This window comes from Janthinobacterium sp. NKUCC08_JDC, assembly GCF_019345575.1.
GTDB classification, from domain to species: Bacteria; Pseudomonadota; Gammaproteobacteria; order Burkholderiales; family Burkholderiaceae_D; genus Janthinobacterium; species Janthinobacterium aestuarii.
In genome coordinates this window covers 452,094-478,434 of sequence record NZ_JAHKQW010000002.1, presented here as the reverse complement: position 1 = coordinate 478,434, position 26,341 = coordinate 452,094, and the positions used below count along the sequence as shown (strand labels likewise).

The window sequence follows — 26,341 nt, the reverse complement described above, 5'->3', positions numbered from 1 at the left end:
GCATGGATTTCCGCTTCAACGAAGGCAGCATCCCGCTGCTCGTGTCGATGCCCCACGTGGGCACCGACATACCCGACGATATCGCCGCGCGCATGACGCCCCAGGCCTTGGTCAAGGCCGATACGGACTGGCATTTGCGCGAACTGTATGGCTTTTTGCAGGAGATGGATGCGTCCGTGCTGTCGGCGCGCTGGTCACGCTACACCATCGACTTGAATCGCCCGCAGGAAGACACGAATCTGTATCCGGGCCAGGATACGACGGGCTTGCTGCCCAGCGATACCTTCCACCGTGAGCCGCTGTACCTGGCCGGCAAGGAACCCGATGCGGCCGATGTGCAGCGCCGGCTGCAGCGCTACTGGGCGCCGTATCACGCGCAGCTGCGCGCGGAACTGGACCGGCTGCTGCGCGTGCATGGCGCCGTGGTGCTGTGGGATGCCCATTCCATCGCCTCGCATGTGCCGCGCTTCTTTGACGGCAAGCTGCCGGACCTGAACTTCGGCACGGCCGATGGCGCCAGCTGCGATAGTGGCCTGACGTCGGCCGTGGTCGATATCGCGCGCGCGCAGGATACATTTACCGTGGCCTTGAATGGCCGCTTCAAGGGCGGCCACATCACGCGCCATTACGGCCAGCCGGACAGCCGCGTGCATGCGATCCAGCTGGAGATGTGCCAGTGTCTGTACATGGACGAGACGGCGCCGTTTGGCTACCGGCCCGACCTGGCGGCGCAGGTGCAGCCGCTGCTGCGTCAGATGATGAAAGCGGCCGTGGCATGGGTGGCGCGTTGAGCGGCTGTTTGTTTGCCCGCCACGCGCTGCTGCCGCAAGGCTGGCGCCGCGACGTGCTGCTGGAATGGGATGCGGCCGGCGATCTGACGGCGGTGGCGGACAACACCGCAGCGCCGCCTGGCGCGGAAGTGGCCGAATATGTCTTGCCCGGCATGGTCAACCTGCATTCGCATGCGTTCCAGCGGGCGCTGGGCGGCATGACGGAAGTCGCCGGGGATGGCTTGGACAGCTTCTGGACCTGGCGCGACCTGATGTACCGTTTCGCGCACCACATCACACCGCAGCAGATGGAAACCATCGCCGCACAGCTGTTTGCCGAATGCCTGCGCCACGGCTACACGGCCGTCTGTGAATTTCACTACCTGCAGCGCGATGCGGCCGGCGCGCTGTATGCGCGCCCCGCCGAAACGGCGGAACGGGTGCTGGCCGCGGCGCGCCTCAGCGGCATCGGCGTGACCATGCTGCCCGTGCTGTACAGCCATGCGGGTTTCGGCGCACAACCCCTCAAGCCCGAGCAGGCGCGCTTTCGCACCGGTGCGGATGACGTGCTGCGCATCGTCGAAGCGCTGGCGCCGCAGCGCGGCGGGCAGGTGGAGGTGGGCTTTGCGCCCCATTCCCTGCGCGCGGCCGGCGTGGCGCAGATCCGCGCAGTGGCGCAAGCGCTGCCTGCGGACCGTCCCATTCACATCCACATCGCCGAGCAGCAGGGCGAAGTGCGCCAGAGTCTCGATGTCACCGGCCTGCGCCCGGTGCAGTATTTGTACGATCAGGTCGGCGTCGATGCGCGCTGGTGCCTCGTGCATGCCACGCACGTGCAGCCCGATGAAGTCGCGTTGATGGCCGCCAGCGGCGCCGTCGCGGGCCTGTGCCCGACGACGGAAGCGAACTTGGGCGACGGCCTGTTCCCGCTGGCCGAATTCATCGCCGCCGGCGGGCGTTTCGGCGTCGGCAGCGACAGCCACGTGTCGCAGTCGCCCGTGGAGGAATTGCGCTGGCTCGAATATGGCCAGCGCTTGCAGCGCCAGCAGCGCAATGTGGCCGCCACGCCGGATGAACGCCATGTGGGCGACTATCTGTGGCAAACGGTCTTGCAGGGCGGCGCGCAGGCATCCGGGCGCAAGCTCGGTGCGCTGGCGCCGGGCTGCCGTGCCGACTTGCTGGTGCTCGACGACGCGCATGTGAACCTGTGCGGCGTGGCCATCGCCGATGTGCTGGGCAGCGTACTTTTCTGCGGCAACGACAACCTGGTACGCGACGTGCTGTGCGGCGGCCAGTGGCAGGTGCGCGATGGGCGCCACGTGGCGCAGGACGCCATCGCCACAGCCTACAAGCGCACCCTGGCGCAACTGAGGGCGCTCTGATGGCAACCTTCATCCCGCAGGAATACCTGTGCGCCGCGCCGTGGAAAAACGGCGGCGGCAGCACGACGGAAATCGCGATTGCTCCCCCGGGCGCCGGCTTCGACGATTTCGACTGGCGCATCAGCCTGGCGACGATCACGGCCAGCGGGCCATTTTCCAGCTTTCCCGGCATCGACCGCAGTCTGATGCTGGTCGATGGCGACAGTGTGCAGCTGACGCTCGATGGCGCGCGCAAGGTGACCTTGAGCGCGGCGCAACCGATGCTGTGGTTTCCCGGCGAAGCGGCCGTGGTTGCGCAGGTCAAGGGGCCGACGACGGATTTCAATGTGATGACGCGGCGCGACCGCTGCCGCCACCAGCTGGAAAAAATCATGGCGCCGGGCAAGCTGGCGCGGCGCAGCGCGGCGACCCTGCTGTTCGTCGCCGGCGAAGGCCACGTGCTGGCACGCGGTGGCGAGCAGCAGTTCGCGCTGGCCCGCCACGACGCGCTGCTGCTCGACGCCGACGATGCGCCGGACTGGCGGCTCGACGCCTTGCAGCGCACGGCCGTGTTCCGCGTCGACCTGTTCATCTAGGAAGGAAACCGCCATGCAAGACTGGGATATGGTCATCCACAACGTTCACCTGGCCACCATGGAGCATGGCTATGGCGAGCTGCTGGACGCGGCCATCGCCGTCAAGGATGGCCGCATCGCGTGGTTCGGCCCCGGCGACGAGCTGCCGGCCAGCGGCGCGGTGCTGCACGACGGCCAGGGCTGCTGGCTGACGCCCGGGCTGATCGACTGCCATACGCACATCGTCCACGCGGGCAACCGCAGCGACGAATTCGAGGCACGCCTGAATGGTGCCAGCTATGAAGACATCAGCCGCGCCGGCGGCGGCATCATGTCCACCGTGCGTGCCACGCGTGCGGCCAGCGACGACGAATTGCTGCGGCAAAGCCTGCCCCGCGTGCTGGCGCTGCTGGCCGAGGGCGTAACGACCCTGGAGATCAAGTCCGGCTATGGCCTCGACGCGGACAGCGAGGCGAAGATGCTGCGCGTGGCGCGCAGGATAGGGGAACAGCTGCCGGTCACTGTGCGCACCACCTTCCTCGGTGCGCACGCGCTGTCGCCCGAGTATGCGGGCCAGGCCGACTCTTATATCGAGCTGCTGTGCGCGCAGATGCTGCCCCAGTTGGCGAACGATGGACTGGTCGACGCCGTCGACGCGTTTTGCGAACGCATCGGCTTTACGCCGGCGCAAACGCAGCGGGTGTTCGAGGCGGCGCAGGCGCTGGGCCTGCCCGTGAAACTGCATGCGGAACAGTTGTCGGACCTGGGCGGCGCGGCGCTGGTGGCGCGCTACGATGGCCTGTCGGCCGATCACCTGGAATTCCTGTCGGAAGAGGGCGTCGCCGCCATGGCGCAACACGGCACGGTGGCCGTGCTGCTGCCGGGCGCGTATTACTTTTTGCGTGAGACGCAGCCGCCGCCTGTCGCGGCATTGCGCGCGGCCGGCGTGCCGATGGCCGTGTCCACCGATTGCAACCCGGGCACGTCGCCGATGACGTCCTTGCTGCTGGCGATGAACATGGCGTGCACCTTGTGGCGCTTGACGCCGCAGGAAGCACTGGCCGGCTGCACGATCCATGCGGCGCGCGCGCTGGGTTTGCAGGATCGGACGGGCAGCCTGGCGGTGGGCAAGCGCGCCGATTTCGCCCTGTGGCGCATCGCGCGCCCGGCCGACCTGGCGTATGCGCTGGGCCTGAACCCGTGCGCGGGCGTGGTGCATGGCGGTGCCTGGCGCGCGCCGGTGGTAAGCTTGCCGGATTGATCATCCGCCCTGGAGCGCCGCGTGCGTGTTGTTTACTCGTTGTCTTCCCTGCTGTTGTTGCTTGTTTTTGCCGCCGCCCCTGCACATGCCCAGGATGGCGGCACCTTGAAGGTGGGCTCGAAGCGCTTCACGGAATCGTACATCCTCGGCGAAATCATCCAGCAGAGCGCCGCGCCGCACGTCCAGGCGCAGCACCGCCAGGGCCTGGGCAACACGGCCATCGTGCTGGCCGCGCTGCAGGCGGGCAGCATCGACGTGTATGCCGAATACATGGGCACCATCGGCAGCGAAATCCTCAAGCACGACAAGGCCATCGGCCTGGAACAGATGCGGCGCGAGCTGGCGGCGCTGGGCCTGGGCGTGGCCGTGCCGCTGGGCTTTAACAATACCTATGCGCTGGCAGTGCGCCATGATGAAAAATCGATCGCCAGCCTGGCGCAACTGGCCCAATACCCGGCCCTGAAATTCGGCCTGTCGCATGAATTCATCGGCCGGGTCGACGGCTGGCCAGGCCTGGCCACGCGTTATGGCTTGCCGCAGCGCCCGCGCGGACTCGATCACGGCATCGCTTATGAAGCGCTGGCGCAGCGCCAGGTGGACGTGATCGATATTTACTCGACGGATGCGAAGATCCGCCAGTACGGTTTGCGCGTGCTGGCCGACACGCAGCAGTACTTTCCCCGCTACGACGCCATGCTGTTGTACCGGCTCGACGTGCCGCAGCGCTTTCCCGCAGCATGGCTGGCGTTGCAAGGGTTGCAGGGACGCATCAGCGAGAGCGACATGATCGCCATGAATGCGGCCGTGGAAATCGATGGCAAGCGTTTTTCCGACGTGGCGCGGCAGTGGCTGGCTTCCGGCACGCAGGCGAACAAACCGGCCGCCGCGCGCGGCAAGCTGCTCGATAAAATCATCGGCGACGATCTGTGGACCCTGACGCGCCAGCATCTGACCCTGGTGCTGTTGTCGGTGGCTTTGGCATGTCTGATCGGCATTCCACTGGGCGTGCTGGCGGCGTTTTCGGCGCCGCTGCGCCAGACGGTGCTGGCCTTCGTCGGCGTGCTGCAGACGGTGCCCTCGCTGGCCCTGCTGGCGATATTGATCCCCGTGCTGGGCATGATCGGCACCGTGCCGGCGCTGGTGGCTCTATTCGTGTACGCGCTGCTGCCCATCGTGCGCAACACGTGCACGGGCATCTTGCAGGTGCCGCAAGGCTTGCGCATGGCGGCGCTGGCGCTGGGCTTGAGCCGGCGCGACCGCCTGCTGCACGTGGACTTGCCGCTGGCCTTGCCCGTGATGCTGGCGGGCGTGAAAACGGCGGCCGTGATGAGCGTGGGCACGGCCACCATCGCCGCCTTCATCGGTGCGGGCGGCTACGGCGAACGCATCACCATCGGCCTGGCGCTCAATGACAACGACATGCTGCTGGCCGGCGCGATCCCCGCAGCCGTGCTGGCCTTGCTGACGCAGGGCTTGTTCGAGCTGGTGGAGCGCTGGGCCGTTGCCGGCCGGCAGCGCTGACGGTATCACGGTTACAGCGAGTGCAGTTTCGAGCGCACCGAGACGACGGCCTGGTGCAGGATGCGTTCGGCCTGGAAGTCGTTTTCGCGCTGTTCGGCGATGGCTTGCAAGTCGCGCGTGTAGCGCTCCAGGCGGGAGCGCAGGTAGGCGCGGTAGATTTTCATGACGAGCGGTTTGGCAGAAACATTCATGATGTGGCTCCCGTATGCGATTCGTTCATTGATTCGTTCATTGTGTGTGAGCGCATTGCCGCCATTTTGCGTCGCATCAAACGCCAGCGTGCCGTCACTTTGGCGCGTTTGATCTTCCGCAATGTCTCCCAGGCCGAAGATGCCACACTGAATTTTCCCTGTTCGCCTGGTCATCATCAGCCGCAGGCCTGATTCCCTCAAGCATACTCAAGGAGCGTCGCATGGTCATTTTTGCCGTGGTTGCTGGCTGCATCGCCTGCCTGACAGTGTACCAAATCTATAGAAAATCGCAGGGTGGCAGTGGGGTTGCGCAACAACATATTGGCTTGCACGGCACATTGATTGAGCCACGGAAATAATCAGTGGCATCCGAGCGACACTGGGTGACACTTGGTTAGCGGATTTAAGTCAAATGTAAGGCCCGGTAAGCAAATGTAAAGGTCTGCGCCATCGCAAGCGGCAGCGTTTATATTGATAACCGTTGATTGCATTCTCCCCCTCCCACTTGACAATGGGTTCTGCCCCGCGGTGCCGCTAGCCCGCGGGGATTTTTTTTGGAACTTACGCTTACAGTTCCCCCATCAGGCCGATGTTGGCGTGCCCGCCGACAATTGCGTCAAGGCATCGCCAGCGACCCTGCAGATGCGCCAGTCCGGCATCACGTCCGCACCCATGCCCTTGTAGAAGTTGATCGCGTTTTCATTCCAGTCCAGCACCGACCATTCGAAGCGGCCGCAATCGCGTTCGACGGCCAGTTGCGCCAGCGCCACCAGCATCTGCTTGCCATAGCCTTTGCCGCGCACCGATTGCTTCACGTACAGGTCTTCCAGGTACAAGCCCTTGCGGCACAGGAAGGTGGAAAAATTATGGAAGAACAGGGCGAAGGTCACGACTGCACCATTTTCCTCGCCGACCAGCGCTTCGCACGCGGGATGGGCGCCGAACAGGCTGTCGTGCAGCATGGATTCCTTGGCGATCATCATGTGTTCGAGTTTTTCAAACACGGCCAACTCATGGATCATGCCGAAGATGGCGGCCACGTCGGATGCGGCCGCGGGACGGATGGCGAGGGAGGAAGAGGTGCTCATGTTGCCTTTGTTGATGGAGTGGTGGAAAGGGAAGCGATGGTACTCGTCTTGCGCGCGCCCGACGTCAAGGCCCAGGCCACGCTGGACAGGCACAGCACCATGCCCACCCATTCGATGGCGGCAGGCCGGTAGTGTTCGAACTGCACCGACAGCAGCACGGAAATGACGGGCGTGACGACGCCGATATACACGGTCTTTTGCGTGCCGATGCGGGCGATTAACGTGAAATACGCGCTGAATGCGATCACCGAACCGAAGATGGCCAGGTACACCAATCCCATCCAGTAACTGGGGCGCGTGGGCAGCTGCCAGGACTGGCCCGTGGCGATGGCCCAGGTGGCCACCATCAAGGTGCCCCACAGCATGGTCCAGGCCATGGTCAGCATCACGTTGCCCGAATGTTCGCGCACTTTCATGACGAGGGCGTTGCCTGCCGTGCTCGACACGGTAGCCACCAGCGCCAGGATAAAACCGAGCAGAAAATGGCCATTGCCGCCGCCCAGAATATCTTGCAGCGCCGCACCGATGGACTGGTAAAACAGCAGCACGATGCCGCAGATAGCGACGAATGCCGCGCAGCAGGTGCTCAAGGTGATCGGTGTGCCGAAGGCGATGCGGTTGAGCAACGGCGTCCAGAAGACCATCAGCGCAAACAGCACGCTGACGAGGGCCGACACCAGATACTGTTCGGAACTATACGTGCACACATAGCTGAGGGCAAACGAGGCCAGTCCCTGCAGCAACATCCATTTTTGCGCGCGCCAGGGCAGGCGCAAGCGGTCGCCGCGCACGGCGCACCAGGCAAACAGGGTGGCGGACGCGAGGCCGAAGCGGTAGACCACGGAAACGGCGGGGGCGACATCGCCCAGCTGCAAGGTGATGGCCCAGAAAGTGGAGCCCCAGATCAGGCAGGCAATGATGAACAGGAGAGGAGATGACATCGCGCAAGTATACGGGCATCGCGCGGGGATGGCGAGTGCGGTCGAGTTTGCTCAATGTGGCGTCAGGAGACAGCCAGGATTGAGCCAGCGCAGTGCTTCTGGAAAATGTTGAATTTATGAAAATATTTACTTTATTATCAAGTAAATATTTTCCCGATTGCATCTTTGAAGGGGACCGCCATGCCAGCCTCACTGCAGATCAAAGTATGGAGCGTGCTTGTGTATGTCGTCGTGACGGCGGTGATTGCCATCTGGCTGCACCCTTCAGTCTTGCTCGCTGCCGGCGCATTTGGCTGAGCGCGTGCGCCGGCAAGCGGATCAGTGCGTGACGCGGGTCTTGCGGCCGTCCGACAGCAGGCGCACACGCTCCCCCGGGCGGAACAGCTCGTCGGCGTCTTGCACGATGGCGCGCATGTCGCCATTGTCCAGGCGCACGGTGATTTCCAGACCGGGCTTGTTCGAGGCATTCGCTTCGATGCTCTTGCCGGCCATGCCGCCAGCGACGGCACCGAGGATGCTGGCCGCGATGGCGCCCTTGCCGCCACCGACTGTCGAGCCTGCCACGCCGCCCAGCGCCGCGCCAGCCAGCACGCCCGTGCCCGTTTCGCCCTTGTCGATGGTTACCTGGCGTACGGATTCAACCGTACCCATGCGGACCGATTGTTCATTTTGCGCCTGGCGCGCGTTGTAGACATTTGCCGAGTTCGGTTGTACGGCGCAGCCGGCCAGGGTGGCGAGCAATGCCACTGCAATAATTGGTGCTTTCATGTGGGACTCCCTTGGACAAAAGTTGGCTGCCGATTGCGTCGACCGGCAGATGATGACTTATCATAAGGACACTTGCCTCAGATAACTAGTTGCGAATAGTAAAAATCTGTTACCGGCTTCGCGTGACCAGGTGAGCACTTGCCGCTCAATACGCCAGCCGCAGGCGCCGGTATAAAAATCCCAGCACGAACAGCGGCCCCACCAGTAAAAAGCGCAAGTCGTCCAAAAACGACGGTTTCTTGCCTTCGATCTGGTGGCCGATGAACTGGCCTATCCAGGCCAGCACGAACAGCGCCAGCGACACGGGCAGGATGGTCAGCGGCGGCATAAGCAACAGCAGACCCAGCATGGCGGCCAGCATCGCCAGCATGCCCACCGCAAACGGGCGCGACAGCTTGTAATAATAGTATAAGGCGAGAATACTGCCGAGCAGCGCCACGCTGGGATGCACGCTCCACAGCAGCCCCAGCAAGCTGAAAACGATTAGCGGCACGCACACGATGTGCACCCATTCATTGACATGGTTGCGGTGGCTTTCGCCATACTGGGCCAGCAGGGTGTCGATGGTGCGCATGGGCGGTCTCTTGTGCAGGAAGGTTGTGCGGGAATTCTACACCGTCGCGTGGCCGGGTAAAATGGTCCTTCGTTTTCCCTTCCGGACCGCCCATTGAATAGCCCAGTCAATAGCCCAGTCATCCTGCCAGAGCAAGCCGCAGATGCGCGCAAGCGCTGCTTCGATCCCGTCGTCGACGCCAGCACGCGCTTGCTGATACTGGGCAGCCTGCCCGGCGAAAAATCGCTGGCGCACAGCCAGTACTATGCGCATCCGCAAAACAGGTTCTGGATGCTGCTGGGCGAGGTGCTGGGCGTGGATTTGAAGAGCCAGCCCTATGAGGAACGGCTGGCGACCTTGCTGGCGCACGGCGTGGGCCTGTGGGATGTGGTGGCGCAGGCGCAGCGCACGGGCAGCCTGGACAGCAATATCCGTGCGCGCGACGACAACGACCTCGTGGCCCTGGCCGCCAGCCTGCCGAAGTTGCACACGATCGCCTTCAACGGCGGCACGGCGGCAAAGCTGGGCATCAAGGTGCTGGGCGAACACGCGCAGCGCTACCGCATCGTCAGCTTGCCGTCGAGCAGCCCCGCCTACACCTTGGCATATGGCGCCAAGTTGCTGCAGTGGAAAACACTACAGCCCTTGTAAAGCTTACGCCGGCGCGTACGGCTGCGCTTCCAGCGGCTGTCCCTTGGCATCGAATTTCAGCGCCACGGACAATTGCGTCACGCCGATGGTGGCCAGCGCGTCGCAGATGTCGTCGACTTCGTCCTGCAAGTCGGCGGCCAGGTCCAGCGGCTTGTCGGCGCTGTGCAATAGTTGGCCGTTCGCCGTGCTGACATTGACGCGCAACAGCATTTCGCCATGTTCATCGGCGGGGCCGACGACCACCGAGACGTCGCCGGCGTCCACCTTGTTTTCCGCCAGTGCATGGTTGATGCCGGACATCATCTGCAGCATCGCGTACTCGCTCATGCCTTGTTCCTTGCCGCCGTGGAACAGATCCTGGTAGAGGAAGCTTACTTCCAGGGCGCTGCCGGCTGGCGCCAGGCAACGCTTGACGAGCTCGCCCACTTCCGTTGTCCACTGCTGGTAGCGGGCCATGCGCGCATCGAACCAGGCGTCGAGCGCCGCTTCGTCCTTCGGTTCCGCATAGAACGGGTCGTCCACGCGTTTCAAGGCAAAGCCCAGCAGGAAGCGCAGTTCGACGGCCGTGTCCTGCGGGCCGAAGGCCGTCTCGCTCCAGCCGACGATGCTGCTTTCCAGGCCCGGCGTGGCGACGATCTTCTTGTCCGTCATCGAGCTATAGGCATCGCGCACCATCTCGTGCAAATGGCTGTAGGTGATGCGGTCGATTTCATCGAGGTCGTAGGCATGGCTCATCAAGACCACCTTGGCCTTGGCGCTTTCCAGTTCTGCCTGTTGGAAACTTTTCACCAGCGCTTCGAAAGCGTCCTGGTCCTGGAAGCTGTCCGCTTCCTTCAAGCCGCCCGTGCTTTGCACCAGCAGGGGCACGACGAAGGCGTTGATTTCCATGGCCGGCGCGTTGTCGCGGCGGATCACGGAAATGGATGCCGCTTCCTCGATGTGGCTGCGCAAGTACTGGTAGGCGCCCACGTCTTCGTATTTCGAACGCTCGATGGCGTCGTACAGGATTTCATCCTTCTTTTGATTCAAGGCCTTGCGGATCAGGCGGCCGAACTCGACGGCTTGCTCGGCCAGCACCGTGCCCTGCGATTCGCTGTCTTCCTGCTCCGCCAGGTTCAGGGCCATCGTGCACAGCATGCGCGTGACGGATTCATCCTTGTCTTCAGGCGTGTTGGCGGATTTACGGGGGACAGGGCGCTTATTTTTGGGCATGGCGATCAACAGGTTAAGAAATACGGGTCAGGCAAACGGAAACGGGCGCCATGGCTCAGGCCAGGCGCCGGGACAGATCATACAGGCGGACGCGGCCGCCTGACACCTCAATGGTCGGTATCGAACATCTCGTGCAATTCGTCGAGCAGGTCGGCGGCTTCTTCCTGCGACAGGCCGAGATGCTGGCAGGCAAGTTCGCCGCCCTTGTCCCACTCGAGCGAGGTACTGTTGCCATGGTAGCGCTGAATGCCCTTTTCGGCCAGCAGCGACAGGGCGACGAGCGAGCGGATGGCGTCGTCCGTGGACGGGTCGGCCAGCACTGTGTAGTCGTGGTGGTGCAAAATCGCCCAGGAGACATCGGAGGACAGGCCCCAGTTGCGCGCCAGCAGGCAGCCGATGGCCGCGTGGTTGGTCTGGTGGCGCGCATCTTCCAGTGCCGTAAAGCAATTGTGCGCATCGTTGGCCGCCGCCGCGTACGTGTTGACGTAGTCGGGGAAGCGGTTCATCAGCAGGGGCACGCCGATATCGCAGAACAGGCCGAAGGTGTGGGCGATGTCGGGCGGGGCGATGCGCAGCTTGCGCGAAGTAAATACCAGGGCGCGCGCGCGCTTGGCCGACACATCCCAGAAGTTGGTCAGTTCCACGCCTTCCGCTTCCAGCGCCTGGCGTGCCAGCAAGCCCGTCATCATGGCGCTACACTGGTTAATGCCAAGAAAGTTGATGCCTTGCTCGACGGACTTGGCCTTGCGCGCGGCGCCATAGAACGGCGAGTTGGCCAATTTCAGCAGGGCGCCGGACATGCCGACGTCATCGGCGATGATGCGCGCGATGCGGCGCGGCGACGGATCCTGTTCCGCCAGTTCGCGCTGCAAGTCGACCAGCAGGCTGGGACGCGGCGGGATACGGATGGAACGCATCAGGGCGTCAACCGGATCTTCCTGCACTACCTGCTTTTGCGCTGCCGCTCTCATCATCACGCTTTCATCATCATTTTTGTGCCCGGTGCTTATTCTGTGCGCGCTGCCGCTGCCCGCTGCATGAGCGTCTGGCGCAGTGCCCGACGATTATCGCTGTTTATGCACGGCAATAGTTCATCTCTGCAATATTTTGTCGCAAAAATCCCCGTTTTGGCCTGCTCCAGCTGCGATTTTCGTCATTTTACGACGCTGCCCATCGCGATATTTGTGATGGAAAGGTCAAGTTTTATTTGTTTTCAAGACGAGGCGAGGCGTGTGGCGCGATGCGCGGCGGTACAATTGCCCGATGAAAAAAATCCTCGCGGGTATCGATTTTGCGGACGATTCCAGCAGCGTGGCGCGCCAGCTGATCGGCGTGAGCGTGCTGGTCGACGGCGTGGGCGGGCGCATCGTGGAAACGGAAGCGTATGACCGGCTGGACCCGGCCTCGCACACGTATGGCGGCATGACGCCGCGCAATGCGGCCATGTTCGGCCCGCCCGCGCACGCCTATGTCTACCGCTCATACGGCATCCACTGGTGCCTGAACTTTGTGTGCCGCGAAGCGGGCCATGGCGCGGGCGTGCTGATCCGCGCCATCGAGCCGCTCGTGGGACTCGACGTCATGCGCGAGCGGCGCGGCGTCGAGGATGCGCGGCTGCTGTGCTCGGGGCCGGGCAAGGTGTGCCAGGCGCTCGGTGTCACGCATATGCATAACCGGCTGGCGCTCGATGCGCCGCCATTCACCCTGCTGGCGCGCGAGGAAGAGGTGACGGTACACGCTGGCCCGCGCATCGGCATTTCCAAGGCGATGGAGACGCCGTGGCGTTTCGTGCTGGCCGGTTCGCCTCACTTGAGCAAACCGATGCGCGCGCCGGCCAGCTAGCTGCGCCGGCGCTGTGGCGTCGTGTTTGCGCCGTGCAAGCCGGGCATGCCGCGTAGCGGGCTATGCAGTGCGCGCCGCTCCTGCTGCGTACTGGCTGGATGCCGGAACGCTTCCTCGTCCGGCGAGGCGGGCTGCGCGGGCGCCAGCGGGTCGAGGGTGAACACAGCCACGGCCGCCGACAATTTGACGGCCTGGTCCTGCAAACTGGCCGCCGCTGCCGCCGCCTGTTCCACGAGGGCCGCATTTTGCTGGGTGACGTCATCCATTTGCGTGACAGCCTGATTCACTTCCGTGATGCCCGACGCCTGCTCCGCACTGGCCTCTTTCACGCGCTGGATGATTTCATTGACTTGCTGCACCGAGGCCACGATGGCGCCCATGTTGTCGCCCGCTTGCTGCACGGCCACGCTGCCGCCGTCGATGGTGGTGACCGAGGTGGCGATCAGGGTCTTGATTTCTTTGGCCGCCTGGGCCGAGCGCTGCGCCAGGGTGCGCACTTCGGACGCCACGACGGCAAAGCCGCGGCCCTGTTCGCCCGCGCGCGCCGCTTCCACGGCCGCGTTCAGCGCGAGGATATTGGTCTGGAAGGAGATGCCGTCGATCACGCCGATAATATCCACGATCTGACGCGAATTGGCGCGTATTGTCGCCATCGTCGTTACCGCTTGCTGCATCGACGCACCTCCTTGCACGGCCAGGGTCGATGCTTGCCCCGCCAGCTCGCAGGCCAGCTGGGCGTTGTCGGCATTGTCATTGACGGCTTGCGTCAGCGCTTCCATGGCGCTCGACGTTTCTTCCAGCGAACTGGCCTGCATTTCCGTGCGCGCCGATAAGTCCAGATTGCCGGTGGCAATTTCGCGCGAGGCCGTGTCGATCGATTGCACGGCGTTCATGATGGTGCGCAAGGTCTGGTTCAGGTGGGCGATGGTCTGGTCCAGCACGCGCGACGTGGCGGCGATTTCGTCATTGCCCTGCTTGGGCGCGCCGGCCGTCAGCTTGCCCGCAGCCAGGTCTTGCACGGCGTCGGCAATGCCGCGAATTTCCAGCAGCATGGCGCGCCGCACCAGCATGGTCGCGACGATGGAAACGAGGATAGACAGCAGCACCGTCAGCAGCAAGCTCCAGCCCAGGCTGCGGAACTCGGCGCTGGCCGTCGCATGGGCCTCGCTGCTGAGGCTTGTTTCCAGGGCCGACAGTTGCGCCAGCTGCGTATTGAACTGGACGAATTGGGTTTCCGCCTTGAGCATGGAATTGGTGGCGATCGACTGGTCCATCTGCGCCATTTCCATGGTTTCCAGCACAGCCTTGCGATAGCCGGCCAGCGCCGTGATGGCCGCATCGACCAAGGTGCGCTCGGCACCCGTGGCTGTGGTGCGCAGCGTGGCCAGCTGGGTGCCGATGGCTGCATGGCGCGCCTTGATCTGTTGCTCCAGCGTATCGAGGCGGGCCTTGGCGAAGCTGCCATTCGTCCACGACAGCAACTGGTACATATTGCCGTGTACTTGCCTGGCCTCTCCTAGTACGTCGGCGGCCGCCTTCAAATGCGTGATGCGCACCCGCACCATGTTTTCCAGCGAGGCATTTTGCCGCACCATGCCATACCAGGCGCCGCTCGAGCTGAGTATCAGCAGCAGCAAGACCAGGGTGGGCGCCAGCAATAATTTTGGTCCGATGCGTAATTGATTGAGCATGCTTGACTCCTGGCGATGGCTGTTCAAACCGCAGGCGGCGCACGGCGTGCGTGCGCGCCGCCCCCGTCTTATTTTTTGTAGATGCCCGCTTCCAGTACCACATCGTTGACGCGCAGAATGTAGGTGGTCTTCGGCTCGATCTTGCCGCTGACGGGATTCTTGTACTGGTAATCGACCCAGCCCTTGCCCTGCTTTTGTGCCAGCTCAATGATTTCACGGCGATATTTCTTGCCGTTCGCATCGGGCACATCCGTCAAATCCTTGCCCACGATGGAAGGATTGATGGGGTGGGCCAGCACGATGCCCGTCTTGATGTCGCGCATGTCCACATACAGCGAACCCTGCACGAAGTCCGGGTCTTTCGCCGTGATTTTCTTCATCATTTCTTCCTTGCCATGCGCCTTCATGAAGACGGCGCCCCGTTCGGCCATGGCGATCGCATCTTTTTCCGTTGGTTCGACCGCGGCACTGACGTTGCCGCCGGCAAATGCCAGGCACAGCAGGCTGCCCGTGAATAAGCGTTTCATGAAAGCTCCTTGTGATATCGAGGGAAGTGTTGCCAAGACGTAATTTACGTCGCCGAAGTTCGTCTCAGCTTGCGTTGGAACAAACTAAGGTGTTGCTTGTAGGCAGCATGCAACGTCTCGACGGCTTGTTGATATGCAGCAATTTGGTTCCGAATGGCAAGAATTATGATGACTTTTGCAGCATGCCTGGGTGATCTGGCATGCGGGAGAAAAAGGCTGGGATTGGCCGATATACGGTCAATTTCATGAAAGTTATCGCTATTTACAGGCAAGGAGCCGATCGTGTCCGCACTCATTACCGAGCCGTTTTCACCCAAGTTCAAGCCGTATACGCGGCAAACCATTCAGCAGGCGCGGCAGTGGGAATGGCTGCCGGAAGAGCAGCGCGAAGCCGTGCAAGTGGTGTCGCACGTCTTGCCGTTTCGCACCAATGAATATGTGCTTGATCAACTGATCGACTGGAACAACATCCCTGACGACCCCATCTACCGTCTCGTCTTTCCCCACCGCGACATGCTGCCACCCGAGCAGTACGCGCACCTGCGCGACCTGGTGCTGGTGCAGCGCGACAAGGCGGCCATTGATGCCTATGTGCATGGCTTGCGCCTGGGCATGAATCCTCATCCTGCCGGACAGATGACGCATAACGTGCCCCGGGTCAACGACGCGCCCGTGCGCGGCCTGCAGCATAAATATGCACAAACGGTGCTGTTCTTCCCCAGCGCGGGGCAGACCTGCCATGCGTATTGCACTTTCTGCTTCCGCTGGCCCCAGTTCGTCGGCATGGACGACATGAAGTTCGATGCGCGCGAGTCGCATGAGCTGGTTGCTTACCTGAAACTGCATCCGGAAGTGACGGACGTGCTGATCACGGGCGGCGACCCGATGATCATGAACACGCGGCAACTGGCCGCCTACTTGGAGCCGCTGCTGGCGCCGGGCCTGGAACATATCCAGAACATTCGCATCGGCACCAAGGCGGTGGCGTATTGGCCGCAGCGCTTCGTGTCCGACCGCGATGCGGATGACTTGATGCGCCTGTTCGAGCGCATCGTCAAGGCGGGCAAGAACCTGGCCGTGATGGGCCATTACAGCCATGCCGTCGAGTTGCGCCAGAACATTGCCCAGCAAGCCGTAAAACGCATCGTCTCCACGGGCGCCACCTTGCGCATGCAGGGGCCGCTGATCCGTCACATCAACGAAGACCCGGCAAGCTGGGCCGAGCTGTGGCAGACGGGCACGCGTCTGGGGGCGATTCCCTATTACATGTTTGTCGAACGGGACACGGGTCCGCGCGGCTATTTCGAGTTGCCTTTGGCAAAGGCGCACGAGATTTTCCAGGCCGCCTACCAGATGGTGTCGGGCCTGTCGCGCACGGTGCGCGGACCGTCCATGAGCGCCTTCCCCGGCAAGGTCGTCATCGACGGCATCGTCACCATCAATGGCGAAAAACTGTTTGCCCTGCAATTTTTGCAGGCACGTAACCCGGACTGGGTGCGCCGGCCGTTTTATGCCAAGTTCGACGCGGAAGCGACGTGGCTGGACCATTTGAAACCCGCATTTGGCCACGACAAGTTTTTCTTTGAAATGGATGAGCCCGTGCCGCAGTTGCCGCATAAAATCATCCGCCTGGCACAGGCCGCCTGAGCATGCACGCGGCCGTTGCGCCTGCCCGCTCCGGCGTGGCCGTGTTTTGCCTGGTGTTCCTGCCGTTCGCGCTCGGGCATTACCTGTCGTGTCTGCTGCGCGGCGTCAATGCCGTGCTGACGGCCGAGTTGCTGGGCGCCATCGCCCTGACACCAGCCCAGCTGGGCCTGCTGACCAGCGCTTTTTTTCTCGCCTTTGCGCTGGTGCAACTGCCGATCGGTATGGCGCTCGACCGCTACGGTCCCCGCACGGTGCAACTGTGGCTGCTGGCGCTGGCGGCCCTGGGCGTGTGGCTGTTCAGCCGGGGTCACAGCTTTGCCGAGCTGATGTGGGCGCGTGCCTTGATGGGCGCGGGCTTGGGCGGCTGTTTCATGGCCGCCGTGAAAGCGGTCTCGTGCGCCATCGCCCCATCGCGCCTGCCGTCCGTGCACGGCTATCTGATCGCCGTGGGCGGCCTCGGTGCGGCCACGGCCACCATGCCCGTCAAGCTGGCCCTGCACTACACGGATTGGCGCGGCGTGTTCCTGGGCCTGGCGCTGGCGGCGCTGGCCATAGCCTTGCTGATCCGCCTGCTGTCGCCGGCCCTGCCTGCGCCTGCCGCGGCCAAGAGCAAGGTCAGTGTCTGGAGCGTGTACCGCGATCCCGGCTTTCGCCGCACCATCGCGCTGATCCTGCTGCCGCACACGGTGTTCTTTGGCATGCAAGGCTTGTGGATAGGCCGCTGGCTGGCCGACGTGGGCGGCTTGTCTGACGACAACGTCGCGTATTTGTTGTACCTGGGCATGGCGGCCGTCATCTTCGGCGCCATCGGCATGGGCATGCTCACGGAATGGGCCGGGCGGCGCGCGATTGAACCGATGCAAGTGGCGGCCGCCGGCATCGTCCTGTTTGTCGCCGTGCAAGTGGCGATGGCCTGCAATGTGGTGCCCAGCCTGCCTTTGCTGTCCGTGCTGTTTACCTTGCTGGGCACGGTGACGGGCCTTGAGTATGCGATCGTCGCGCAAAGCATGCCGGCCAGCCTGACGGGCAGGGCGGCCACGTGCCTCAATTTGCTCATTTTCACGGGCGCCTTCCTGGTGCAGGCGGGCTTTGGCCTGATCCTCGGCTGCTGGCCCCTGAACAGCCAGCAGCAGTATCCGCCGCAGGCCTACCAGGCGGCGTTTGGTGTGCTGGCGGCCTTGCAACTGCCGGGACTTGCGATGTTTTTCATTGGCCGCTACAGGCGTGCCGGGCCATCCGGTAAAATGGCAGCCTGCACAGCGGCAATGATCAACTCCAAGGAAGACTATGAAACTCGTTCGTTATGGACGTCCAGGCAAGGAAAAACCGGGCCTGATCGATGAAGAAGGCAAACTGCGCGACCTGTCCGGCGTGATTGCCGATATTGACGGCGCACAACTGTCCGACAAGGCCCTGCGCAAGCTGGCCAAGCTCGACGAAAAGACCTTGCCTTTGGTGCGCGGCAATCCACGCTTCGGCGTGCCGCTGGCGAAAGTCGGCAAGTTCATCGGCATCGGCCTCAATTATGCGGATCACGCAGCCGAGTCCGGCATGGCTATCCCCGCGGAACCCATCGTCTTCATGAAGGCCATTACTTGCCTGAATGGCCCGGACGACAATGTCGTGTTGCCAAAAGGCTCGAAAAAGACGGATTGGGAAGTGGAACTGGGCGTGGTCATCGGCACGCGCGCGCAATACGTGAGCGAAGAGGACGCCCTGAAATACGTGGCCGGCTATTGCGTCGTCAACGACATTTCCGAACGCTCGTTCCAGCTGGAACGGGGCGGCCAGTGGGACAAGGGCAAGGGCTGCGACACCTTCGGCCCCGTCGGCCCGTGGCTGGTGACGCGCGATGAAGTCATCGACGAGCAGGACCTGGACCTGTACCTGGAAGTCAACGGCAAGCGCATGCAGACCGGCAATACGCAAACCATGATCTTCACGGTGGCGCAGATCGTCAGCTATTTGTCGCAATTCATGACCCTGGAACCGGGCGACGTCATCGCCACGGGCACGCCGCCGGGCGTGGGCCAGGGCCGCAAGCCGCAGCGCTTCCTCAAAAAAGGCGACAGCATGCGCCTGGGTATCGCCGGCCTCGGAGAACAGCAGCAGGACGTGGTCGCCTGGACCGCCTGATGGCCGGTAGCGATATCGACCGTTTGCCCGCGTTGCCGCTGGACCAGCTGGACCCGCAGCAGCGCGCGGCAGCGCAAGCCATCATCGACGGCCCGCGCGGGGCGCTGTACGGCCCCTTCGTGCCGTTGATCCGCAGCCCCGAGCTGATGGAAACGGCGCAGCGCATGGGTGAATACCTGCGCTACCGCAGCGCCATCGGCACGCGCCTGTCGGAACTGGCGATCCTCGTGACGGCGCGCCAGTGGGACCAGCAAGTCGAGTGGGCCATCCACGCGCCGCTGGCCGTGCAGAACGGCATCGCGCAAGCGGCCGTGGACGCCATTGCTGAACGGCGCGTACCGCTTGCCCTGAAAGACGATGAGCAAGCCGTGCACGACTTTTGCATCGAGTTGCAGCAGAACAAGCGGATCAGCGACGCCACGTATGCGCGGGCGCTGGCCCTGTTTGGCGAGCACGGCGTGGTCGACTTGATGGGCATCAATGGCTACTACACCTTCCTGGCCATGGTGATGAATGGGGCGCAGACGGCCGTGCCGGCATTGGGCGTGCCGCCCATGCCCGCCTGATGAGATGAGTTTAGAGGAGTTCTTCGGCAAAGATGGACAAAGTGTAATGAAGTTGCAATTATTCAATATATAATTTTACTTCCCTTCCATTGCCAACAAGCTCAATGAAAACTCGTCCGTGCTTCACCCTGATGGGCCGCGCCTTCCTGGCGCTGGCCCTTTCTTTTTGCCCCTTGATGACGGTGCGTGCGCTTGCCGCCGAGACGGCCGCCAGCGCCAGCGCTTCCGCCCTGGAAAACTCCGTCGTCAAGGTGTTTTCCACCCTGCGCGGGCCTGATCCGTACAAGCCGTGGAGCAAGGCCGCGCCGCAAGAGGTGACGGGCTCCGGCGTTGTCATCGAAGGCCGCCGCATCCTCACCAATGCGCACGTGGTCGGCTATGCCAGCCAGGTACAGATCCAGGCCAACGGCGCCGGCGACAAGATCCCGGCGACCGTGCTGGCCATCTCGCGCGGCATGGACCTGGCTTTGCTGAAAATCGACGACGACAGTTTTTTCGCCAGCCACAAAGCCGTGCCGCGCGCCAATGTGTTGCCCGACGTGCGCGATGCCGTGCTGGCGTACGGTTATCCGACGGGCGGCACGTCGCTGTCGATCACCAAGGGCATCGTCTCGCGCATCGAATTCGTGCGCTACAACTTCCCCGTCTCCGGCCTGCGCATCCAGATCGATGCGGCCATCAATCCGGGCAATAGCGGCGGTCCCGTGATTGCCGGCGACAAGATGATCGGCCTGGCCTTTGCGGGCATGCTCAATGCGCAAAACATCGGCTACATCATCCCCAACGAGGAAATCGAGCTGTTCCTGCACGATCAGGAAAGTGGCGCGCCCAAGGGCAAGCCGGCCATGCGCGATGTGACGCAAACGCTGGAAAATCCCGCGCTGCGTACCTATCTGAAGCTGGCGAAAGGCGTCGAGGGCGCCGTCGTGATGTCGCCGGCCAGCAAGGATGCGGCCTATCCGCTCAAGGAATGGGATGTCATCACGCATATCGGCGATTTTCCCATCGACAATCAGGGCATGGTCAAGCTGAATGCCAACAGCCGCGTGCGCTTCCAGTACCGGGTACAGCAGCTGGCGAAAGACGGCGAATTGCCGTTGACGGTGGTGCGCCAGGGCGCACCCCTGAAAATCAAGGTACCCGTCTCGGCCGCGCATCCGATGCTGATCGCCGGTCTGCAGGGCAATTACCCGTCCTATTTCATCTTCGGTCCGATGGTGTTTTCGCGCGCCACCACGGAATTCATGGCAGCGCCGAATGGCAACCCGGCAATATTGGGCGGCATGGCGTTTGCCGGCAATCCGCTGGCCACGCGGCGCGGCGATGCGCCCGATAGCGAGCGCGACGAGCTGGTGGTGATCGCCGCGCCATTCTTCCCGCACAAGCTGATGAATGGCTACAGCACCCGTTTCTTCTCGGTCGTCGATTCAGTCAATGGCGTGCGCGTGCGCAGCCTGGCGCATCTGGTGGCCTTGCTGCGCGACCAGACCGATGACTTGCTGACCTTTCGCTTCCAGCAGCGCGATGCGGAAATGGTCGTCGTGCCCCGCAAGGACATGCTGGCGGCGACGGAATCGATACTGACGGACAACGGCATCCGCTCGGAAGCATCGCCCGACATGCTGAAAATCTGGAATGAAAAAACGCCGGCGAACTGATCGTTCCCGGCGTTTCACAAGACAGCAGGCGCGGCGCACACCGCGCCTGTTTTATTTTAGGCCAGCACTTTTTTCAGCCACGCGCCGATGGCGTCGATTTCTTCCTGGCACAGCGAGTGCTGCATCATGTACTCGTGCCACTCCACCTTGTAACCCATGCCGGTGAGCAAGTCACGCGACTGCTGTGCGCGGCCGACCGGCACCACGGGGTCGGCCGTGCCGTGCGCCATGAAGACCGGCGTTTGCAGGCTTGCCGGCGTGCGCTCGGCCGCCGTCTTGTCGGCCAGCGGCAGATAGCCGGACAGGCACATCAGGCCGGCCAGCGGTTCCGCGTGGCGCAAGCCCGTTTGCAAGGTCATGGCGCAGCCCTGCGAGAAGCCTGCCAGGATGATGCGGCTGGCGGGAATGCCGCGCGCCTTTTCGCGCGCGATCAGCGCTTCGATCTGCGCCTGCGAGGCGCGCAAGCCGGCCTCATCTTCGCGGCGCACGAGGTCGTTCACGAGGATGTCGTACCAGGCGCGCATCACATAACCGTTGTTGATGGTGACGGGCATGGTGCCGGCGCTGGGGAAAATGAAGCGGATGGCGGGGCAGCCGCGCAAATCGAGTTCTTTCACCAGGGGCACGAAGTCGTTGCCGTCGGCGCCCAGGCCGTGCATCCAGATGATGGCGACGGTAGGATTCGGTGCGCTGTCGAGTTCTATGGTTTCCAGCAAGTTGCTCATGTGTTTTCCTCTGGTAATGGTTGCGCCGGACGCAGCGCCGATTTGGGACGGAAGGCCTTGCAGATGGCCGGATCGGTTTCCATGTAGGGACCACCGATGAGGTCGATGCAATATGGCACGGCGGCAAAGATGCCGTTGACCAGTTGTTTGCCGTCAGTGTCTTTCAAGCCTTCCAGGGTTTCCTTGATGGCTTTCGGCTGGCCCGGCAAGTTCATGATCAGGGCGGCGCGCTCGGGCGTTTCGCGGATCACGGCCACCTGGCGCGACAGGATCGCCGTCGGCACGAATTGCAGGCTGATCTGGCGCATCTGTTCGCCGAAACCGGGCATTTCCTTGGTCCCGACGGACAAGGTGGCGTCCGGCGTGACGTCGCGCCGCGCCGGTCCCGTGCCACCCGTCGTCAGGATCAGATGGCAGTGGCTCAGGTCGACCATGTCGATCAGGGTGTTTTCAATCTGCGAACGTTCGTCCGGGATCAAACGCTTTTCCAGGCGGAAAGGCGTGCGGATGGCGGCGGACAGCCAGCTTTCCAGGGCCGGGATGCCCAGGTCTTCATATACGCCGCCGCTGGCGCGGTCCGAGATCGACACGAGGCCGATAATCAATTCGTCTTCTATCGTGGTCATGGGGCACCTGTCTATGTCGTAAAAAAACCGGGCTGATCCCGGTTTTTCGTCAATGCTGGGGTCAGACCCCAGTTTTTTACTCGTCGTCTTCGCCTTCAACGTCATCTTCGTCGGCATCTTTCTTGCCGCCGTTTTTCTTCTTGGCGATCTCTTTCAAGATCTGGAAGATTTCGCGGTAGGCTTTTGGCGGCTTGTTCTCGGCTTGCTCCTTGCGGGCATTGCGGATCAGGGTGCGCAGGTGCTGCACGTCCAGTTCCGGGTTTTCCGACAGCAAGACGGTCAACGCCTTGTCATCCGTCAACAGCTTGTCGCGGCGGCGTTCCATCGCGTGCATATTGGCCGTGTCGGCTTTCGACAAGCCTTTCCAGCTATCGATGGTGCGTTGGATGGCGGCAACTTCTTCTTCATCCAGGGTGCGCATCTTCTTGCCCACGTATTGCAGCTGGCGGCGGCGGCCTTCGTGGTCCTTGATTTGCTGGCATTCGAGAATGGCGTCGCGCACGTCTTCCGGCATCGGGACGCGCTTGACGCGGTCGCGTGCTTCATTGACGAGTTCTTCGCCCAGCTTTTGCAGGACGGTCATCTGGCGTTTGAGTTCCGATTTCGACGGACGTTCATATTCCTGTTCGAATTCGGTCGATTGGAAGCCGCAAGCTCCCCGGTTTGGATTTGGCATGATATAAAGGCGGGAGAGGACTTGTGGACCGCTCCTGTAAACTGTAAACGACTGCTATGATAACCTTTTTAGCGGCTTTCCGAAGAAAACAGCGCATGAACGACTCCGTATTTACCCATAGTCAAGAGCAATTGCAGCAACTGGCCCGTGATGTGTTGTCTTTTGCGCGGGAAGCGGGCGGCACCGACGCTGCCGTCGAAGTCAGCGAAGGCGGTGGCCTGTCCGTTTCTGTACGAAAAGGCAAGATCGAGACGATCGAGCAAAACAAGGACAAGGGCATGGGCGTGACCGTGTTTGTCGGCAAGAAGCGCGGCAATGCCAGCACCTCCGACTTTTCGCCGTCCGCCCTGCGCGCCACGGTGGACGCGGCCTACAACATCGCCCGCTTCACGGCCGAGGACGATTGCGCGGGCCTGGCCGACGCGGACATGCTGGAAATGTCCCCCCGCGACTTGCAACTGTTCTATCCGTGGCTCATTTCCACCGAGGAAGCCGTCGCACTGGCCCAGCGGGCCGAAGCGGCCGCGTTCGCCGTCGACCCGCGCATCACCAACAGCGAGGGCGCCAGCGTGCACGTGCAGCAATCGCACTTTGTGTCCGCCAATTCGCGCGGCTTCATCGGCGGCTACCCGTTTTCGCGCCACACCCTGTCCGTGGCGCCCATCGCCGGCAAGGGCGCCAAGATGCAGCGCGACGACTGGTATTCATCCGTGCGCGACGCGTCCAAAATGTCGAGCCCGGAAGCCATCGGCCGCTACGCCGCCGAGCGCGCCCTGTCGCGCCTGAATGCGCGTAAACTCGGCACGCGTACTTGCCCCGTGCTGTTCGAGGCGCCGCTGGCGGCCGGTTTGCTCGGTACCTATGTGCAAGCGACCTCGGGCGGCGCCCTGTACCGCAAGTCCACGTTTCTGAACGACTCGCTGGGCACGCAAGTGCTGCCGTCGCATGTGCAGATCTTCGAAGACCCGCACGTGATCGGCGGCGTCGGTTCGGCGCCGTTCGATGAAGAGGGCGTGAAAACCGTCAGCCGCGACGTCGTCAAGGATGGCCTGGTGCAAGGCTATTTCCTGTCGACTTACACGGCCCGCAAGCTGGGCATGCAGACGACGGGCAACGCGGGCGGTTCGCACAATCTGTACCTGACCTCCAAGCTGACGGCCGCCAGCGACGATTTTGTCGCCATGCTGAAAAAGCTGGGCACGGGCTTGCTGGTGACGGAACTGATGGGGCAAGGAACCAATTACGTGACGGGCGACTATTCGCGCGGCGCCTCCGGTTTCTGGGTCGAAAACGGCGTTATCCAATACCCGGTGGAAGAAATCACCATTGCCGGCAACATGAAAGACATGCTGCGCAACATCGTGGCCGTGGGCGCCGACGCCTTGCGCCGCGGCACCAAAGAGACGGGGTCCATCCTCATCGAGAGCATGGTGGTGGCGGGCGGCTGAGGCGCAGGCTGATGTATGCCTTGCGGCAGGTCCTGCCTTAGTACTGTTCCCACTCGGCATCGGCGACCACGGCCAGGGTGCCCGCCTTGCCTGCTTTCCTCGCGGGCGCTGCCGTGACGCGTGGCGCGGCGGACGGCTTGGCTGGCGCGCGTGCCGGAGCGCGGATGGCTTGCACCTGCGCCGGCGGCAGCGCCTGCGTGCCGTCGAGCTTGAACACGCTGACGGCTTCGGCCAGGATGCCCGCCTGATCCTGCAGGGCTTCGGACGCGGCGGCGGCCTCTTCCACGAGGGCCGCATTTTGTTGTGTCACGGCATCCATTTCCGTGATGGCCTGGTTGATCTGTTCAATGCCCGTTTCCTGCTCGTTGCTGGCGGACGTGATCTCGGCCATGATGTCCGTGACGCGCCGCACGCTGCTGACGATCTCTTCCATGGTGCTGCCCGCCTGGTTCACGAGGCTGCTGCCGAGGTTGACTTGGTGCACGGAGTCGTCGATGAGGATCTTGATTTCCTTGGCGGCGGAGGCGGAGCGGTGGGCCAGGTTGCGCACTTCCGTGGCGACCACGGCAAAACCCCGTCCCTGCTCGCCCGCCCTGGCCGCTTCCACGGCCGCATTCAGGGCCAGGATATTGGTCTGAAAGGCAATGCCGTCGATGACACCGATGATGTCGGCGATTTTCTTCGACGAGGCATTGATGGAATCCATGGTCGTGATCACTTCGGCCACCACCTGGCCGCCCTTGCTGGCCACGCTGGAGGCCAATTGCGCCATCTGGTTGGCCTGGCGCGCGTTTTCGCCATTCTGCTTGACGGTGGACGTCAGTTCCTCCATCGACGAGGCCGTTTCTTCCAGCGAGCTGGCTTGCTGTTCCGTGCGCGACGACAGGTCCATATTGCCGGAGGCGATTTCACGCGAGCCGTGGGCGATGGCATCCGTGCCATGGCGCACGCGCGCCACGATGCCTTGCAGATTGTCATTCATCTCTTTCAAGGCCCGCAGCAGCAGGCCTGTTTCATCGTTGCCGCGCGCGTCGATGGTGACCGACAAGTCGCCGGCAGCCACCCGTTGCGCCACCTTGACGGCTTCGGCTATGGGGCGGCTGATGGAACGGCTGATCAGGATGGCCAGCGCGATGGCAATGGCCGTCGCGGCGATCGACAGGGACAGGCTCAGGATGATGGCCATGCGCCCATCGGCGCCGGCTTGCTTGCCTTCGCTTTCCATCAGCGATTCCTGGAAGCTGGCCATGGCCGCCAGTGCCGTCAGGAATTTTTCTTGCGGATAACGCAGCTGCGTCAGCAGGAAAATGCCCGCCGTTTCCGATTTGCCTTCTTGTAACAGCTTGATATTCGCATCGCGCGTCTTGCCATAGCCTTCGTGGCCGTTCGCCACGGCCTGGAACAGCTCCAGCCCCTTGGGCGTGTTGACCAGGCCTTTCAGGCGCGCTAGCAGTTCCACGTTCTTTTTGACGGACGCCTGTACCTTGGCCACGGAACTGCTGACTTCATCGGCATCGTTGGCGCCGATGATGGCGATGCTCAGGAGGCGAGCCTGGATATTGACCTCGGACTGTATCGCATTGGACAGCATGACCTTGACATAGCGGTCGTTGAGGATTTTTTCCGTCGAGGCATTGATATTGCGGATGCGGGTGATGGAAACAAATGCCACCATGATAAGCAGGACAATGATCAGGCCGAAACTGAAGGCCAGGCGGGTACTGATTTTAAGCTTGGACATAGGCTATTCATCCTCGGCGGAAAGCGGAAAGCGTGCGCTGGGCATCGTCCTGCGGACAGGCGGCGTCCGTCCGTGACGATGCTGATGCGGTCAGTGTGCGTTACAGAGAGCTAGCTCGGCAGGTATGGGGCCGTGATGTCAAGGGCAATGCCATGGATGCGCAGTG

Annotated in this window: 26 protein-coding genes; 13 read left to right on the top strand and 13 right to left on the bottom strand. The window is 62.7% G+C overall.

Annotated features, from left to right (window positions below):
• The first annotated feature begins 2 nt into the window (after positions 1–2).
• The 5 genes from hutG to KO538_RS08160 are packed head-to-tail and all read left to right on the top strand — an operon-like array spanning position 3 to position 5,488.
• Positions 3–791, top strand: coding sequence for an N-formylglutamate deformylase (gene hutG, locus KO538_RS08180; protein ID WP_219327995.1), 789 nt, complete (start codon positions 3–5; stop codon positions 789–791).
• Positions 776–2,152, top strand: a complete 1,377-nt coding sequence (locus KO538_RS08175; protein ID WP_219327994.1) for a formimidoylglutamate deiminase — start codon at positions 776–778, stop codon at positions 2,150–2,152. Before hutG ends, KO538_RS08175 begins: the two co-directional genes overlap by 16 nt.
• Entirely contained in the window at positions 2,152–2,727 is a 576-nt protein-coding gene (locus tag KO538_RS08170; RefSeq protein WP_219327993.1) for a HutD family protein, read from the top strand. The genes KO538_RS08175 and KO538_RS08170 overlap by 1 nt, the downstream gene beginning before the upstream one ends.
• A gap of 13 nt (positions 2,728–2,740) precedes the next feature.
• Complete coding sequence (gene hutI, locus KO538_RS08165) at positions 2,741–3,967, top strand: imidazolonepropionase (RefSeq protein ID WP_219327992.1); 1,227 nt, start codon at positions 2,741–2,743, stop codon at positions 3,965–3,967.
• A gap of 21 nt (positions 3,968–3,988) precedes the next feature.
• Positions 3,989–5,488 (top strand): glycine betaine ABC transporter substrate-binding protein, encoded by a 1,500-nt coding sequence (locus KO538_RS08160; protein ID WP_374106835.1) that lies wholly within the window; start codon positions 3,989–3,991, stop codon positions 5,486–5,488.
• A gap of 11 nt (positions 5,489–5,499) precedes the next feature.
• On the opposite strand, the gene KO538_RS08155 is transcribed toward KO538_RS08160, so the two are convergent.
• From KO538_RS08155 to KO538_RS08135, 5 genes are all read right to left on the bottom strand, one after another.
• Positions 5,500–5,679: a hypothetical protein gene (locus KO538_RS08155; RefSeq protein ID WP_034746290.1), complete on the bottom strand. Its 180-nt coding sequence runs from the start codon at positions 5,677–5,679 to the stop codon at positions 5,500–5,502.
• 581 nt (positions 5,680–6,260) lie between these two features.
• On the bottom strand, positions 6,261–6,767 hold the full coding sequence (locus KO538_RS08150) for a GNAT family N-acetyltransferase (RefSeq protein ID WP_219327991.1): 507 nt from the start codon (positions 6,765–6,767) through the stop codon (positions 6,261–6,263).
• Entirely contained in the window at positions 6,764–7,708 is a 945-nt protein-coding gene (locus KO538_RS08145; RefSeq protein WP_219327990.1) for a DMT family transporter, read from the bottom strand. Before KO538_RS08145 ends, KO538_RS08150 begins: the two co-directional genes overlap by 4 nt.
• 318 nt (positions 7,709–8,026) lie before the next feature.
• Positions 8,027–8,476: a glycine zipper 2TM domain-containing protein gene (locus KO538_RS08140; protein WP_034780449.1), complete on the bottom strand. Its 450-nt coding sequence runs from the start codon at positions 8,474–8,476 to the stop codon at positions 8,027–8,029.
• 145 nt (positions 8,477–8,621) lie between these two features.
• On the bottom strand, positions 8,622–9,050 hold the full coding sequence (locus KO538_RS08135) for a DUF962 domain-containing protein (protein ID WP_034746303.1): 429 nt from the start codon (positions 9,048–9,050) through the stop codon (positions 8,622–8,624).
• Positions 9,051–9,143: 93 nt separating this feature from the next.
• Between KO538_RS08135 and KO538_RS08130 the strand changes: the two genes are divergently transcribed.
• Positions 9,144–9,680, top strand: coding sequence for a DNA-deoxyinosine glycosylase (locus KO538_RS08130; protein ID WP_257620222.1), 537 nt, complete (start codon positions 9,144–9,146; stop codon positions 9,678–9,680).
• Positions 9,681–9,683: 3 nt separating this feature from the next.
• Here the strand turns inward: KO538_RS08130 and KO538_RS08125 are convergent, their stop codons facing one another.
• Entirely contained in the window at positions 9,684–10,892 is a 1,209-nt protein-coding gene (locus KO538_RS08125) for a hypothetical protein (protein WP_034747750.1), read from the bottom strand.
• A 107-nt stretch (positions 10,893–10,999) separates the two neighbouring features.
• On the bottom strand, positions 11,000–11,866 hold the full coding sequence (locus KO538_RS08120; RefSeq protein ID WP_034746307.1) for an HDOD domain-containing protein: 867 nt from the start codon (positions 11,864–11,866) through the stop codon (positions 11,000–11,002).
• 289 nt (positions 11,867–12,155) lie between these two features.
• Here KO538_RS08120 and KO538_RS08115 point away from each other — a divergent pair, with 289 nt between their 5' ends.
• Positions 12,156–12,734, top strand: coding sequence for a DNA-3-methyladenine glycosylase (locus tag KO538_RS08115; RefSeq protein ID WP_219327989.1), 579 nt, complete (start codon positions 12,156–12,158; stop codon positions 12,732–12,734).
• Here KO538_RS08115 and KO538_RS08110 read toward each other — a convergent pair.
• Together KO538_RS08110 and KO538_RS08105 are read right to left on the bottom strand one after the other, a co-directional pair.
• Positions 12,731–14,425 carry a methyl-accepting chemotaxis protein gene (locus KO538_RS08110; protein WP_219327988.1) on the bottom strand — a complete coding sequence of 565 codons (1,695 nt, stop codon included), beginning with the start codon at positions 14,423–14,425 and terminating at the stop codon, positions 12,731–12,733. The two genes, KO538_RS08115 and KO538_RS08110, sit on opposite strands and share 4 nt — an antisense overlap.
• 68 nt (positions 14,426–14,493) lie before the next feature.
• Positions 14,494–14,952 carry a cache domain-containing protein gene (locus tag KO538_RS08105; RefSeq protein ID WP_034746316.1) on the bottom strand — a complete coding sequence of 153 codons (459 nt, stop codon included), beginning with the start codon at positions 14,950–14,952 and terminating at the stop codon, positions 14,494–14,496.
• 282 nt (positions 14,953–15,234) lie between these two features.
• Here KO538_RS08105 and KO538_RS08100 point away from each other — a divergent pair, with 282 nt between their 5' ends.
• The 5 genes from KO538_RS08100 to KO538_RS08080 all read left to right on the top strand — a co-directional run bounded on the left by KO538_RS08100 (position 15,235) and on the right by KO538_RS08080 (position 20,959).
• A complete protein-coding gene (locus tag KO538_RS08100; RefSeq protein WP_374106834.1) occupies positions 15,235–16,599 on the top strand; it encodes a KamA family radical SAM protein in 1,365 nt (454 codons plus the stop codon).
• Between the two features lie 2 nt (positions 16,600–16,601).
• Positions 16,602–17,942 carry an MFS transporter gene (locus tag KO538_RS08095; protein ID WP_219327987.1) on the top strand — a complete coding sequence of 447 codons (1,341 nt, stop codon included), beginning with the start codon at positions 16,602–16,604 and terminating at the stop codon, positions 17,940–17,942.
• Positions 17,887–18,735, top strand: coding sequence for a fumarylacetoacetate hydrolase family protein (locus KO538_RS08090; protein ID WP_046684323.1), 849 nt, complete (start codon positions 17,887–17,889; stop codon positions 18,733–18,735). Before KO538_RS08095 ends, KO538_RS08090 begins: the two co-directional genes overlap by 56 nt.
• Positions 18,735–19,301, top strand: a complete 567-nt coding sequence (locus KO538_RS08085) for a carboxymuconolactone decarboxylase family protein (RefSeq protein ID WP_219327986.1) — start codon at positions 18,735–18,737, stop codon at positions 19,299–19,301. The genes KO538_RS08090 and KO538_RS08085 overlap by 1 nt, the downstream gene beginning before the upstream one ends.
• Positions 19,302–19,405: 104 nt before the next feature.
• Positions 19,406–20,959 (top strand): S1C family serine protease, encoded by a 1,554-nt coding sequence (locus tag KO538_RS08080; protein ID WP_257620221.1) that lies wholly within the window; start codon positions 19,406–19,408, stop codon positions 20,957–20,959.
• Positions 20,960–21,015: 56 nt separating this feature from the next.
• Here KO538_RS08080 and KO538_RS08075 read toward each other — a convergent pair whose 3' ends face one another.
• From KO538_RS08075 to yjgA, 3 genes are all read right to left on the bottom strand, one after another.
• Positions 21,016–21,684 carry an alpha/beta hydrolase gene (locus KO538_RS08075; protein ID WP_219327985.1) on the bottom strand — a complete coding sequence of 223 codons (669 nt, stop codon included), beginning with the start codon at positions 21,682–21,684 and terminating at the stop codon, positions 21,016–21,018.
• Positions 21,681–22,310, bottom strand: coding sequence for a molybdopterin adenylyltransferase (mog, locus tag KO538_RS08070; RefSeq protein ID WP_219327984.1), 630 nt, complete (start codon positions 22,308–22,310; stop codon positions 21,681–21,683). The genes KO538_RS08075 and mog overlap by 4 nt, the downstream gene beginning before the upstream one ends.
• Positions 22,311–22,386: 76 nt before the next feature.
• A complete protein-coding gene (gene yjgA, locus KO538_RS08065; protein WP_034746337.1) occupies positions 22,387–22,986 on the bottom strand; it encodes a ribosome biogenesis factor YjgA in 600 nt (199 codons plus the stop codon).
• A 95-nt stretch (positions 22,987–23,081) separates the two neighbouring features.
• On the opposite strand from yjgA, the gene pmbA reads away from it, so the two are divergent.
• Complete coding sequence (gene pmbA, locus KO538_RS08060; protein WP_219327983.1) at positions 23,082–24,434, top strand: metalloprotease PmbA; 1,353 nt, start codon at positions 23,082–23,084, stop codon at positions 24,432–24,434.
• Between the two features lie 37 nt (positions 24,435–24,471).
• Here pmbA and KO538_RS08055 read toward each other — a convergent pair whose 3' ends face one another.
• Positions 24,472–26,175: a methyl-accepting chemotaxis protein gene (locus KO538_RS08055; RefSeq protein ID WP_219327982.1), complete on the bottom strand. Its 1,704-nt coding sequence runs from the start codon at positions 26,173–26,175 to the stop codon at positions 24,472–24,474.
• Positions 26,176–26,341: the final 166 nt, after the last annotated feature.